We start from the raw sequence: 13,176 nt of genomic DNA, 5'->3' as shown, positions 1-13,176 counted from the left end.
CCAGTGCAAGCGTTAACGAAGAAGGAAAAACAATGAGTTCCTCGATACCCCCTGATGTGACGTTTCACTCCCTGCATCAGCGTTTTGCCGACGTGTTTGCCCGCATTGCCGACAGCGCTGTCGCCCGTGAACAGACGCGCGAACTCGCCTTCGAAGCCGTGCAGTGGTTGCGTGACGCCGGCTTCGGTGCGCTGCGGGTGCCGCTTGCGCAGGGCGGCCTGGGCGCAAGCCTCCCGCAGTTGTTCGAGCTGGTGATCGCGTTGGGTAAGGCCGACTCCAACTTGCCGCAGATCGTGCGTGCGCACTTCGGTTTCGTCGAAGGCCGGCTGTCTGCGCGCAATGAGAAGTCTCAGGATGACTGGCTGGCCAAGGTTGCCGACGGCCAGCTGTGGGGCGCCGCCATGGCCGAGCGCAGCGACACCACCCGCAACTCGGTGACACTCACGGCGATTGAACCGGGTAACCGTGCAGCGGGCTGGCGGCTCAATGGCGAGAAGTATTACTGCACCGGCACGTTGTACGCCGACTGGATCGCCGCCGTGGCCCTGGATGGCGATGACTTCGTCAGCGTCTCGGTGCCCACTGATGCGACCGGCGTGACGGTCGAGGACGACTGGGATGGTTTCGGCCAGCGCCTCACGGGCAGTGGCACCACGCGCTTCAGCGAGGTGAAGGTGCCGGAGCAACACATCCTGCGCCGCTTTAAGAAAGACGAATTACGCGCCGAGTCCTACCTCACTGCGTTCTACCAACTGTTTCATCTGGCGACCCTGACCGGCATCGCCGACGCCGTCCTGCGCGACGCCACCGAGTTTGTCAGGGGCCGCACGCGTGCCTTCGGAATTCCGGGGCAATCCAGCCCCAAGGACGACCCGCTGGTGCAGCGGGTGATCGGCCGTCTGTCGAGCCTGGCTTACTCAGCCCGCACACAGGTGCTGGCTGTCGCGCAGGTGCTCCAGGACGTGTACGAGGCGGAGCAGGGGGGTTACGCCATTGAGCAGCATTACACCGAAGCCGAGATTCGGACCTATCAGGCGCAGCAGATCGTGCTTGAACAGGTTCTGGAGGCGACCACGCTGTTGTTCGAGGTGGGCGGTGCTTCGGCCACCAGCGAGACCCGCCGTTTTGACCGCCACTGGCGCAATGCCCGCACGCTGGCTTCACACAATCCGGCGATTTTCCGCGAACGTGCGCTGGGCAATTTCTACCTCAACGACATCACCCCTAACGCTGCGTGGCGCAGCCTGCACGCGGCCGATGCCGACACGCAGGCCAGCGGCGCCCGTGACGAAGCGAGTGCCGTATGAGTACCGCGACGGGCAAAAACAGCCGCGAAGGGCAGATGAGCATCGGCATGAACATCCTGGGCTTCGGCTCGCACTCGGGTGCGTGGCGTAGCGCCGAGGTGCCAGCCAACGCTTATCTGGACGTCGAGTACTACCGCAACATCGCGCGCATTTCCGAACGTGGCTGTCTGGACGCGATTTTCCTCGCGGACGGCCCGGCCCTGGCAGGCGATGTCTCAAAGCAGCCGGCTGGACGCCTTGAGCCGACCGTGTTGCTGACCGCGGTCGCACTGGCTACCCAACACATCGGCGTGATCGCCACGGCGTCCAGCACGTACAACGATCCGTTCAACATCGCCCGCCGTTTTGCGTCGCTGGACCATATCAGCGGCGGGCGTGCAGCCTGGAACGTCGTCACCAACGCGGGGGACGCGGCGGCGCAGAACTTCGGACTGGCCGGTGCGCCGTTGCACGTTGATCGTTATGCCCGGGCCGACGAGTTCATCGACGTCACGGTCAAGCTGTGGGACAGCTGGGAGGATGACGCCATCATTGGCGACGCTCGCTCGGGGCGGTTTGCCGACCCGACAAAGGTCCACACCATTGACTTCGTCGGCAAGCACTTCTCGGTCAAAGGGCCGCTCAACGTGCCGCGTTCGCCCCAGGGACGTCCGGTGCTGGTTCAGGCCGGTTCTTCGGAGGGCGGCAAGGCCTTGGGCTCACGTTACGCCGATGCGATTTTCACCACCCAGACCACGCTTGAGGACGGCCAGCTGTTCTATCAGGAGATGAAAGAGCGCGCTGCCGGCTGGGGACGCAATCCCGATCACCTGAAGATCATGCCGGGCCTGTCCACCGTCATCGGCAGCACTGAGGCCGAGGCCCATGCGCGATTTGATGCGCTCAACGCCTGGAACGGCGAACACGGCCTGCTTGAGCAGGTCGCGGGTCGCATCGGGATCGCCGCCAGCGAGTTGGACCCTGATGCGCCGTTGCCGTGGGAGCGCATCGGTTCGGTCGCTGATTTTGAGCGCGGATCCCAAGGCTTTCTGGAAGCGCAGCTGAATCTGGCTCGCCGGGAAAACCTCAGTATCCGCCAGCTGTCGCGGCGCATCCTGGTCGGTCATCGGCTGCTGGTCGGCACACCGGAACAGGTCGCCGACACGCTGACCCACTGGTTTCTGGCCCATGCCGCGGACGGCTTCAACATCATGCCGGACATGTTTCCGTCTGGCGTCGAGATCTTCGTCGACGAAGTCGTGCCGCTGCTGCAGAAGCGCGGCGTGTTCCGTCATGCGTACACCGGCAGCACCTTGCGCGAGCACCTGGGCCTGCCGTTTCCGACCAATCAGTACGCGCTGCGGGCCTGATCCGTGGCGCTGCCGTCTTGAAAAAAGGATCAATCATGCGTTACCGCAAGCTGGGCAACAGCGATATCGAGGTCAGCGTTCTGGGGCTGGGCACCATGACCTGGGGGCATCAGAACAGCGAGCGCGATGCGCATCAGCAACTGGACCTGGCGCTGGCCCAAGGCATCAACCTCATCGACACCGCCGAGATGTACCCCACGCCCACCAAGGCCGAAACCTGGCGCACCACCGAGCGTTACATCGGCACATGGCTTGCCGGCAGCGGTCGGCGGTCGGACGTGGTACTCGCCAGCAAGATCGCCGGGCCTGCGCGGGATCCGAAGGGGCAGGCCCACATTCGCGACGGCCTCAGTCACCATGATCGACGCAACATCGTCGAAGCACTGGACGGCAGCCTGACGCGGCTGAAAACCGATTATCTGGACCTGTATCAACTGCACTGGCCGGATCGCAAAACCAACATTTTTGGCCAGCGTGAATACCCCTATCAGGAGGACGCGGACGCCGTCGCCATCGAAGAAACGCTGTCAGTGCTGGCCGATCAGGTCAAGGCAGGCAAGGTGCGTCACATCGGTGTGTCCAACGAAACCCCGTGGGGCGTGGCCGAATTTCTCAAGCAGAGCGAGCGTTTGGGCCTGCCTCGCATTGTCAGCGTGCAGAACCCCTACAGCCTGTTGAACAGATTGTTCGAAGGCGGTCTGTCGGAGTTCAGCCACCGCGAAGGCGTCTCGCTGCTGGCTTATTCGCCACTGGCGTTTGGTGCACTGACCGGCAAGTACCTCAACGGCGCATTGCCGGAAGGTTCGCGGCTGTCAGCGGTGTACCGCACCTTCAATCGCTACGACAGCGCGTCCGCCCAGGAAGCCATTGCCGGTTACGTGCAGATCGCTCGACAGCATGGCCTGGCCCCGGCGCAACTGGCGCTGGCCTGCGTCATCGACAAGCCGTTTGTAGCGAGCGCGTTGACCGGCCAGACCACCCTGGCGCAACTGCGCGAAAACCTCGGCGCGCTGGACGTGACCCTGAGCGATGAGATCAAGGCGCAGATCCAGGCGGTTCATCAGCGTGTGCCGAATCCGGCGCCGTGAAGTGCACCCGGTTATCAATCAGAGGATCAGCCGCAAGGAGGCTGTGAATGTCTCAGGCAATTGAAACGGTCATCGTCGGCCCTGCGACGGGCGTCGGCGGGTCGCGTCCATTGGGCCTTGCCGGTCTCACGCGGTTGCGTCCGGGGCTGTGGGCGGCGGGATTTTTTGTTGCGCTGTTGCTGCTGGCGGCGGCCCTGCCGCACCTGATCGCACCTTACGATCCGCTGGACGCCTCGGCACGTCTGGCTTTCCAGCAGCCCAACGCGCTGCACTGGCTCGGCACCGATGAAAACGGTCGTGACGTGTTGAGCCGATTGATCTACGGCGTGCGCTCATCGCTGTTCATGGGGCTGGCCGCCACGGGGCTGGGCCTGGCCTGGGGCACACTGCTGGGGCTGGTGTCAGGCCTCGGCCCTCGCTGGCTGGATGCCGGCATCATGCGTGGCGTCGATGTGCTGCTGGCCTTCCCTGACCTGTTACTGGCGCTGGTCATCATCACCTTCTTCGGACAGGGCGCGGCCAACCTGATTCTCGCCGTGGGCATCGCCGGTGTGCCCCGATACGCGCGCCTGGTGAGGGCGCAGACGCTGAACGTGCGCAACGCCGGCTACGTCGAAGCGGCCATCACGCTGGGGCAGTCGTACCTGGCGGTGGTGCTCCGGCACATCCTGCCCAACGCGTTCAAACCGGTGTTGATTCTGGCCACCATCGGCATTGGTGGCACCATCACGGCAGGTGCCGCATTGAGCTTTCTGGGTTTCGGCGCGCCACCTCCGGCGCCGGAGTGGGGCGGCATGATGGCCATCGGTCGCAGCTTCCTGGCCAACGCGCCATGGCTGGTGGCCTGGCCCGCCCTGAGCATCACCTTGACCGTTGTTTCCATCAGTGCCATCGGCCGTGAACTGCTACGGCGCAGCGAAGGAAAACCCCTATGAGTGCGAACATCCCGTCACTGGGGCCATTGGTTGATATCCGCGACCTGACCGTACGCTTTGGCACCGCCGAGCCGGTGCTGCACGGGGTCAGCCTGAACATCCATCGTGGCGAATGCCTGGCACTGGTGGGTGAGTCCGGTTCCGGTAAAAGCGTGACGGCACGAACCCTGGCCGGGCTGACAGGCAAGGGCGCGCAGGTACAGGCGGCCAGGCTGGCGTTTCAGGGCATCGATCTGCGTCATCTGGACGAGCGGTCCTGGCAGCGCCTGCGTGGGGCCAGCATCGGTTTTGTCATGCAGGATGCCCTCGGCGCGCTGGACCCGTTGCGTCGGGTCGGTGCCGAGGTCGAAGAGCCGCTGCAGTTGCACACCGGTCTGGCGGCTGAAGCCCGGCGCGTGCGCGTGCTTGAGCTGCTGCGCGACGTCGGCATTCCCGAGCCCGAACTGCGCGCCAGCCAGTACCCGTGGCAACTGTCCGGCGGACTGCGGCAGCGGGCACTGATTGCGTCGGCCATTGCCTGCAACCCGCGCCTGATCATCGCCGACGAACCCACCACGGCGCTCGACGCCACGGTTCAGGCCCAGGTGATCACGCTGCTGGAAAGTCTGCGAGGGGAGGACAACGCGCTGTTGATGGTCAGCCACGATCTGTCGGTGGTGTCACGCCTGGCCGATCGGGTTGCCGTGATGCGCCATGGCGTGATCGTCGAGCAAGGCACCAACGAGCAAGTGCTGCAGGACCCGCAGCATCCTTACACTCAGTTGCTGCTGCGGGCGGCTCGTGCGGTGCATTTCAGACCCCAGCGCCGGCCGCTGGCGGCCGTCGAACCCGAGCCCCACGCTCAGGGCGAGGTCCTGCTGGAAGCTCGCTCCCTGAGCAAATCCTTCGTCGGCCCGGACGGTCGCCGTCGTACCGTGCTCAACCAGGTGTCGTTGCAATTGCGCCGCGGCGAAACACTGGGTGTCGTGGGCGAGTCCGGTTCGGGCAAGACCACCTTGACCCGACTGATTCTTGGCCTGGAAAGCGCCGATGCGGGCGACGTGTGGGTGGCCGGGCAGCAATGGTCGACACTGGATGCCGGGCAAAAACGTCAGGCACGCCGAGCGGTTCAGGTGGTGTTTCAGGACCCGCTGAACTCGTTCGATCCGCGTTACACGGTGCAGCGGGTGTTGTTCGAGGCGCTCTCGGTGGCGGGTTTGCCCCGAGGTGAATGGCGGAGCAGGGCGCTGCAACTGCTGGAGCTGGTGCGACTTGACGCCAGCGCGCTCACACGTCGCCCCATCGAGCTGTCCGGTGGCCAGCGTCAGCGGATTGCGATTGCCAGAGCCCTGGCATCGACCCCTGAAATCCTCATTTGTGATGAGCCGGTGTCGGCGCTGGACGTCTCCGTGCAAGCGCAGATCCTTGAGCTGCTCGACGATCTGAAGCGGCGTCTGGGGCTCGCCTGCCTGTTCATCTCCCACGATCTGGGCGTGATCAATCATGTCAGCGAGCGAGTCCTGGTGATGAAGGATGGCGAGGTCGTGGAGTCTGGCCCCGTGCGTGCAGTGTTCGATCGCCCGGCCCATGCCTACACCCGCGCGCTGATCAATGCGATTCCTACGCTGGAAGAGCAGCGCGAGCGCGCCGAGGTCTATCTGCAAATTGCCATCTGAGGCCGTGGCCTGAGTGTTTAAAAAGTGTGTTTAAAGAGGAGTGCCCGCGGTGCCCAAGCAGTTGCACGTCAACCTGTTCGAGATGAATTGTGTCAGCCACATCGTCCATGGCCTGTGGGTACACCCTCAGAACAATCGTCATCGCTTCAACGACCTGGATTACTGGACCGAGCTTGCGCAGTTGCTCGAATACGGGACGTTCGACGGTGTGTTTCTGGCTGATGTGATTGGCACCTACGACACGTTCCGCGATGGCCCGGAAACGTCATTGCGCGAAGGTATGCAGATTCCCAGCAATGACCCGCTGCTGGTGATTCCGGCGATGGCGGCCGTAACGAAAAACCTCGGTTTCGGCGCTACGTTTTCGACTACCTACGAGCCGCCGTTCGCGTTTGCCCGGCGCATGAGCACCCTTGACCACCTGACCAAGGGGCGAGTGGGCTGGAACATCGTGACTTCGTATCTGCCCAACGCCGCGCGCAATTTCGGTCATGACACGGAGGTGGTTCACGATCACCGCTATGAGATCGCCGACGAGTACCTGGACGTGCTGTACAAGCTGTGGGAAGGCTCGTGGGACGATGATGCGGTGATTCAGGACCGCGAGCGGCGGGTCTACACCGATCCGGAAAAAGTGCGCTACATCGATCACGTCGGCGAGCACTTCAAGGTGGCCGGGCCGCACCTGTGCCAGCCTTCGCGCCAGCGCACGCCGGTGCTGTTTCAGGCCACCGGCTCGCCCGCCGGCATCGAGTTTGCGGGGCGCCATGCGGAGGTGGTGTTTACCGGCGGCATGGATACGGCAGCGGTGCAGGCCAATATCCGGGCCATGCGGCAGAAGGCGATTGCTCACGAGCGTGATCCGGCGGGGCTAAAATTCATCGTCATGGCCGGGGTCATCGTGGGCCGGACCGATGAAGAGGTCAGCAACAAGCTCGACAGCTACCGCAAGCTGATGAGCGTCGAGGCGTCCCTGGCCCACGCGCAGTCAGCCGTCGACCTGACCGCGTACCCTCGGGATGTGCTGATCAGTGATCTGATCGAACGACAGATCAAAGGCTGGCAGAGTCTGGCGCGTTTCAAACCGCAGTCCACTGTCGGTTCGGTGCTGGCCCAGCTCGAAGGCTTCAACCGCGAGCGCTTCTTCGTCGCGGGGACGCCGAGCGTGGTCGCCGATGAAATCGAGAAATGGCTGGATGTCGATGGCATCGACGGCATCAACCTGCGGCAGTACCTGTCGTTCGAAACCGCTCGGGACTTCATAGAACTGGTGATCCCGGAACTGCGCCGCCGCGGCCGCTTCCGCGAACGCTACAACGACGGCGAAACCTTGCGCGAACGTCTGTTTGGCGAGGGCCAGGCGCGCTTGCCGAACGACCACTTCGGTGCTCGCTATCGCGACCCGGCAGCCCTGAGTCAGCCGGCCAGACCGCTGAGGTTTCCAGGATGACTGTTGGCTCGCCAACAGTGACTGCACAGATTGTCGTTTCCAACACCTGCGACTCCCCGTTTGAACCCGTGTTTATTCGCCGGAAAACCCGGCATGCCTTGTGCAATAGCCCTGTTCCCGGACTAAAGGCATCAGGACCCATGCGAGAACCCGCCCCGTATTTGCGACTTCCAGGCACACGATCGCGATCGTTGCTCACCCACAGCTCTATAGTCGGTCTCGCTGCACTGTGTGGCGTACTGGTTGGCTGCGGCCAGAGCACATCGACGGTTGCCCACAGCGATCAGCCCGTCAGTGGCGGTACGCTGGTGTACGCCACTGACCGCGAGCCGACCTGCCTGGACCCCCATGTCGGTGGTGACATGCCCCAAGTGTTCGTCGCGCAACAGTATCTCGATTCGCTGGTGTCGATGGACGCTGACGGGCGCATCGGTCCCTGGCTGGCCAAACGCTGGGAGGTGTCCGACGACGGCCTGACGTACACCTTCCATCTGCGCAACGACGTGCATTTTACCGATGGCACGCCGTTCAACGCGGCGGCGGTCAAGGCCAACCTCGATCACATGGCCAATCCGAAAACCCAGTCCAGCACCGCAGGCGGCTACATTCGCCAGTACCGCAGCACGGACGTGATCGACGACGACACAGCGGTGGTCCATCTGGCCAGCCCTTATGCTGCGTTTCTCGAAGTGCTGGCCCAGGGTTTTCTCGGCATCGAATCACCCACCGCGTTGCAGCGGCCTCGCGATGTGAACTGTGAAAGCCCGGTGGGCACTGGCCCGTTCAAGGTCGTGCGTTGGGATCGGCAGAGTCAGGTCGAGCTGGTGCGCAATCCCGACTACAACTCGGCGCCGCCCACCGCCAGGCATCAGGGGCCCGCGTGGCTCGACCGTATTGTCTGGAAATTCATTCAGGAGCCGTCCGTGCGTTTTGCCTCGCTGCAGGCGGGCGAGGTGGACGTGATCGAGGCGCTGCCGCCCGAATCCCATGAGGCCGCGCGACGTAACCCAGATCTGACACTGATCATCGCCCAGCGCCCGGGCAACCCCACCAACGGCACGCTGAACATTACCCGAGCGCCTTTCGACGACATAAAGGTGCGCGAAGCCTTCGTCCGCAGCGCCGACATCGACGGCGCATTGAAGAGCGTGTACTTCAACGAGTTTCCTAGAGCAGGCGGGCCGCTGAGCCCGGCGACACGCTTCTACAGCCCGGACTTCCAGCACGCCCAGGATTACGACCCGGCCAAGGCCGCGCAATTGCTTGATCAAGCGGGCTGGACCCAGCGCGACAGTGAGGGCTATCGCACCAAAAACGGCAAGCGCCTGCAGGTTCACGTGGTCATGGGCAACCGCACGCCGCCTTCCGAATACACCCTGTGGGAACAGGTGCAGGCGACGACCCGGCAGGCCGGGTTCGACTTGATCGTCGACCAGATGAGCGATGTGCTGGCGACCAAACGCCAGGCGGACTGGGACTATGACATTCGCCTGGGCTACTGGAACACCAACACCGCCGACGTGCTACGGATCATCTTTGGCAGTGAGTTCATTCGTCCGGCAGGCGTCGGCGGCTATCACCAGAACACCGCAGGCTTCAGTGATCCGGCGTTCGACAGCCTGATTCAGCAGGCACTGGCCACTCAGGACGCCGAGCAGCGCCGTGCCCTGTACTACAAGGCCCAGCAGATCGCGTCGAGCCAGTACCTGCAACTGACCACGTACCCGCAGAGCACGCGGCTGGGGATCTACAAAACCACTCAGGGCGTGCGCCTGGAGCCTTCGTTGGCCGTGACTTACCTCTATGACGCATGGGTGAACAAATGACGAATCCGACAGTTGCCCGCGAACTGGCCCATCCACGGCGCGAGCGTTTGCAGCAACAGGGGAGGCGCGCATTGTGGCGTCTGGGCGGCGGCATTCTGGTGCTATGGGCCGTCGCCACGCTGACCTTCTTTGCCTTGCGGCTGATGCCGGGCGATCCGGTGCAGGCGATCCTCGGCGGACCCAGTGGCAACCCCACGCCTGAAACCATCGCTGAAGCCACCCGAGAGTACGGTTTGGACAAGCCACTGCCGGTGCAATACGCCTTGTATCTGGGGCGTCTTGTGCAGGGCGACCTGGGTGTTTCCTATTCCCAGCATCTGCCGGTGACGCGGGTGCTCGCCGAGCAATCCTGGCCGACCCTTGAACTGACCTTCACGTCTCTGGCGCTGGCCTGGATTCTGGTATTGGCGCTGACTGTGCTGACGGCCGGCCGTCGACGCTGGGTCGGCAGCCTGGCCTCGCTGGCGGAAACCCTGTCTGCCGCGTTGCCGCACTTCTGGCTCGGCATCCTGCTGCTGGCGGTGTTCGCCTTCGGCCTGCGGCTGTTCCCGCCTGCGGGCAGCGATGGCTGGCGAACGCTGGTGTTGCCGTCGTTTGCCCTGGCCATTCCGCTGGCGGGATTCATCGCCCAGGTCACCCGCGAATCCCTTGACCTGACCCTTGAGCAACCCTTCGTACTGACCGCCAGAACCCGAGGCCTCAGCGATTTCAATGTGCGCTTCAAGCACGCGTTGCGTCACGCCGTGCTGCCGGGGATTTCGTTGTCGGGCTGGGCCATCGGCGCGCTGATCAGCGGGGCGGTGGTGATCGAGGTGATCTTTTCCCGCAAGGGCCTGGGTCGCCAGCTGTTCCAGGCCGTGCAGGCTCAGGACTTGCCGCTGACCATTGGCATCAGCCTGGTGGTCGCCGCCGGTTACGTACTGGCCAACATGCTCGTCGACCTGCTGTACCTGTGGGTCGACCCTCGTCAACAAGGGAATTCGGTATGAGTGAACTGACACTGGAAGCCCCGTTGGCTGCGCGCAGGGTTCAGCGTACGCGCAGCACACTGCGTCCCGGACCGCTGCTGGCGGTCACTTTTCTGCTGCTGGTGATCGTCGCGGCATTGGTCCCGCAGCTGTTCGCCCACAGCGACCCGCTGGCCATCGTGCCCCGCGACGCGTTCCATCCGCCCAGCTGGGGCCACTGGTTCGGCACCGACCAGTCGGGGCGCGACATCTTTTCCCGCGTGATTTACGGCACGCGGCAATCGCTGTTCATCGGCCTGGCGGCAACCGCCATTGCCATGAGCATTGCCATCGTCCTCGGCCTGCTCGGTGGCCTGGGCGGTGCGCGTATGGATCGAGGCGTCGGCTGGTTGCTGGAAGTGCTGTTCGCGTTTCCCAGTCTGATTCTGGCGCTGCTGTTCGTCGCGATTTTCGGCAGCGGCATCGGGCCGTTGATCGTCGCCACAGGTCTTGGGGGCGCGCCGGGCTATGCGCGGATGGTGCGCGGCCAAGTGCTGGCGGTGCGCAACGCCGGCTACATCGAGTCAGCCAGGGCGCTGGGACATCCGCCATTGCGCATCATCACTCGTCAGCTGCTGCCCAATGCCATGCGCCCGCTGATCGTGACCCTGACCATGGGCGTCGGCCAGGCCATCGTCTGGGCGTCGGCCCTGAGCTTTCTCGGTCTCGGCGCACGTCCGCCGGCGCCCGAGTGGGGAACCATGTTGTCCATGGGCCGTGACTTCATCGCCAATGCCTGGTGGCTGACGTTCTTCCCCGGGCTGTTCATCGTCCTCACCACACTGTCCACCACGGTCGCGGGCCGTTACCTGCAACAACGTCTGGAGGGGCGTCTTTTATGAGCGACCAGAAACGCTTGATCGTCGAAGGGCTGTCCGTCGAGTTCGCCGGGCAGTCGGTGGTGCGTAACCTGTCATTCACCCTGGAGCCGGGCAAGACCCTGGCGCTGGTGGGCGAATCCGGTTCCGGCAAAAGCGTCACGGCCCGCAGCCTGATCGGCCTGGCCGGTGAAGGCGCCCGGGTAACGGCGCGCAGGTTGAGTTACGCGGGACAGGATCTGTTGAGTCTGTCGGAGCGCGGCTGGCGCGACCTGCGCGGCAAGGACATCGGATTCGTGTTGCAGGACGCGCTGGTTTCGCTGGACCCGCTGCGCCCTGTGGGCAAGGAAATTCTTGAGGTGCTGGAAACCCACCGCTGGGGTAACCGGCGCAGTCGCAACGAACGGGTGATCGAGCTGTTGCAGACCGTGGGTGTGCCGGAACCGGCATTGCGTGCCCGCCAGCGGCCTGATCAGCTCTCCGGCGGCTTGCGTCAGCGCGCGTTGATCGCCAGCGCACTGGCGCTTGATCCCGGTCTGGTCATCGCCGATGAGCCGACCACCGCACTGGACGCCACCGTGCAGGCGCAGATTCTTGAGGTGTTGCAGCAGATCAAGGCCCGCGGCGATTCACTGCTGATCATCAGCCATGATCTGGCGGTCGTTGCGCAACTGGCCGACGAGGTGCTGGTGCTGCACCAGGGCGAAGTGGTCGAGCAGGGGCCGATGGAACAGGTCCTGCGCCATCCTCGACACGCCTACACCCGTTCGCTGCTCGACGCCGTGCCCGCCGAGCACGCTCGCGGTACACGGCTTTCCCCCGAGCGCAGCACCCTGGTTGCGCAACCACGTCCCGGTGCCGATTCGCCGGTGCTGCTCAAGGCCTCCGGGCTGGGCAAGCGTTATGTCGGTCCGGACCAGCAGTCGCGTCAGGTGGTCGATGGTGTCAGCTTCGAGCTGCGCGCCGGCCGCACGCTGGGCATTGTCGGTGAATCCGGTTCGGGCAAGACGACTGTGGCGCGGATTGCACTCGGCCTGCTGGAGCCTGACGCCGGTGACGTGCAGTTCCTCGACGTCCCCTGGACCGGCGCCGGCCACGCACGGGTGGCGGAGAAGACGCGGCGCCTGCACCGTCGCGACATCAGTGTGATTTATCAGGACCCGTTGAGCTCCTTTGATCCGCGCTGGAGTGTCGGACAGATTCTCGCCGACGCCCTGGACGTTGCCGGCATTGCGTTCGAGCAGCAGCGCCCGCGTATCGCCCGGCTGTTGCAGCAGGTCCGCCTGCCGGCTGATCTGGCGAGCCGTCGGCCGTTGCAGCTGTCGGGTGGACAACGCCAACGGGTGGCCATCGCCCGGGCAATTGCCAGCAACCCGAAAGTCATCATCTGCGACGAACCGGTGTCGGCGCTGGACGTGTCGGTCCAGGCCCAGGTCCTCGACTTGCTGGCCGATCTACAAGCCTCGCTGGGGCTGGCGTATCTGTTCATTTCCCATGATCTGGGGGTGATTCGCCACGTCAGCGACGAGGTGCTGGTGATGCGTCACGGCAAGGTAGTGGAAAGCGCTGAGGTCGAGACCCTCTTTGAGCACCCGCAACACGAATACACCCAACGCTTGCTGGGTGCGGTACCGCGTTTGCCGGGCGCGGGCAGCGAGCTGGTGGTGCCGCCACTGGAACCGGAAAGCGCGGTGCTGCTGTTTGATGAATCCCGGCTGTGGAAAATCGCCATTTAAGTTCG

10 protein-coding genes are annotated in these 13,176 nt (G+C 64.1%); all 10 read left to right on the top strand.

Going from position 1 to position 13,176, the window contains the following annotated elements:
* Window positions 1-32 precede the first annotated feature (32 nt).
* The 10 genes from AC3ISG_RS12485 to AC3ISG_RS12440 all read left to right on the top strand — a co-directional run bounded on the left by AC3ISG_RS12485 (window position 33) and on the right by AC3ISG_RS12440 (window position 13,171).
* Entirely contained in the window at window positions 33-1,307 is a 1,275-nt protein-coding gene (locus tag AC3ISG_RS12485) for an acyl-CoA dehydrogenase family protein (protein WP_122537065.1), read from the top strand.
* A complete protein-coding gene (locus tag AC3ISG_RS12480; protein WP_122625019.1) occupies window positions 1,304-2,656 on the top strand; it encodes an LLM class flavin-dependent oxidoreductase in 1,353 nt (450 codons plus the stop codon). The genes AC3ISG_RS12485 and AC3ISG_RS12480 overlap by 4 nt, the downstream gene beginning before the upstream one ends.
* A gap of 35 nt (window positions 2,657-2,691) precedes the next feature.
* Window positions 2,692-3,744, top strand: a complete 1,053-nt coding sequence (locus AC3ISG_RS12475) for an NADP(H)-dependent aldo-keto reductase (protein WP_489297036.1) — start codon at window positions 2,692-2,694, stop codon at window positions 3,742-3,744.
* Window positions 3,745-3,791: 47 nt separating this feature from the next.
* Entirely contained in the window at window positions 3,792-4,679 is an 888-nt protein-coding gene (locus AC3ISG_RS12470) for an ABC transporter permease (RefSeq protein ID WP_489297035.1), read from the top strand.
* Complete coding sequence (locus AC3ISG_RS12465) at window positions 4,676-6,334, top strand: dipeptide ABC transporter ATP-binding protein (RefSeq protein ID WP_489297034.1); 1,659 nt, start codon at window positions 4,676-4,678, stop codon at window positions 6,332-6,334. The genes AC3ISG_RS12470 and AC3ISG_RS12465 overlap by 4 nt, the downstream gene beginning before the upstream one ends.
* A gap of 49 nt (window positions 6,335-6,383) precedes the next feature.
* Window positions 6,384-7,784 (top strand): LLM class flavin-dependent oxidoreductase, encoded by a 1,401-nt coding sequence (locus AC3ISG_RS12460; protein WP_489297033.1) that lies wholly within the window; start codon window positions 6,384-6,386, stop codon window positions 7,782-7,784.
* A 140-nt stretch (window positions 7,785-7,924) separates the two neighbouring features.
* Window positions 7,925-9,610: an ABC transporter substrate-binding protein gene (locus AC3ISG_RS12455; RefSeq protein ID WP_489297032.1), complete on the top strand. Its 1,686-nt coding sequence runs from the start codon at window positions 7,925-7,927 to the stop codon at window positions 9,608-9,610.
* Window positions 9,607-10,599: an ABC transporter permease gene (locus AC3ISG_RS12450; protein WP_122537262.1), complete on the top strand. Its 993-nt coding sequence runs from the start codon at window positions 9,607-9,609 to the stop codon at window positions 10,597-10,599. The genes AC3ISG_RS12455 and AC3ISG_RS12450 overlap by 4 nt, the downstream gene beginning before the upstream one ends.
* Complete coding sequence (locus AC3ISG_RS12445) at window positions 10,596-11,459, top strand: ABC transporter permease (protein WP_489297031.1); 864 nt, start codon at window positions 10,596-10,598, stop codon at window positions 11,457-11,459. Before AC3ISG_RS12450 ends, AC3ISG_RS12445 begins: the two co-directional genes overlap by 4 nt.
* On the top strand, window positions 11,456-13,171 hold the full coding sequence (locus AC3ISG_RS12440; protein WP_489297030.1) for a dipeptide ABC transporter ATP-binding protein: 1,716 nt from the start codon (window positions 11,456-11,458) through the stop codon (window positions 13,169-13,171). The genes AC3ISG_RS12445 and AC3ISG_RS12440 overlap by 4 nt, the downstream gene beginning before the upstream one ends.
* Window positions 13,172-13,176 lie beyond the last annotated feature (5 nt).

The sequence above is a fragment of the Pseudomonas sp. GL_135 genome (assembly GCF_057834665.1).
Note: the sequence above shows the minus strand (reverse complement) of the source record. Positions and strands in the feature narration are given on the sequence as shown.

Coding starts and splice junctions, on each gene's coding strand:
- AC3ISG_RS12470 (WP_489297035.1), top strand. CDS start 3,792: ATGTCTCAGGCAATTGAAACGGTCATCGTCGGCCCTGCGACGGGCGTC.
- AC3ISG_RS12445 (WP_489297031.1), top strand. CDS start 10,596: ATGAGTGAACTGACACTGGAAGCCCCGTTGGCTGCGCGCAGGGTTCAG.
- AC3ISG_RS12455 (WP_489297032.1), top strand. CDS start 7,925: ATGCGAGAACCCGCCCCGTATTTGCGACTTCCAGGCACACGATCGCGA.
- AC3ISG_RS12465 (WP_489297034.1), top strand. CDS start 4,676: ATGAGTGCGAACATCCCGTCACTGGGGCCATTGGTTGATATCCGCGAC.
- AC3ISG_RS12485 (WP_122537065.1), top strand. CDS start 33: ATGAGTTCCTCGATACCCCCTGATGTGACGTTTCACTCCCTGCATCAG.
- AC3ISG_RS12475 (WP_489297036.1), top strand. CDS start 2,692: ATGCGTTACCGCAAGCTGGGCAACAGCGATATCGAGGTCAGCGTTCTG.
- AC3ISG_RS12440 (WP_489297030.1), top strand. CDS start 11,456: ATGAGCGACCAGAAACGCTTGATCGTCGAAGGGCTGTCCGTCGAGTTC.
- AC3ISG_RS12450 (WP_122537262.1), top strand. CDS start 9,607: ATGACGAATCCGACAGTTGCCCGCGAACTGGCCCATCCACGGCGCGAG.
- AC3ISG_RS12480 (WP_122625019.1), top strand. CDS start 1,304: ATGAGTACCGCGACGGGCAAAAACAGCCGCGAAGGGCAGATGAGCATC.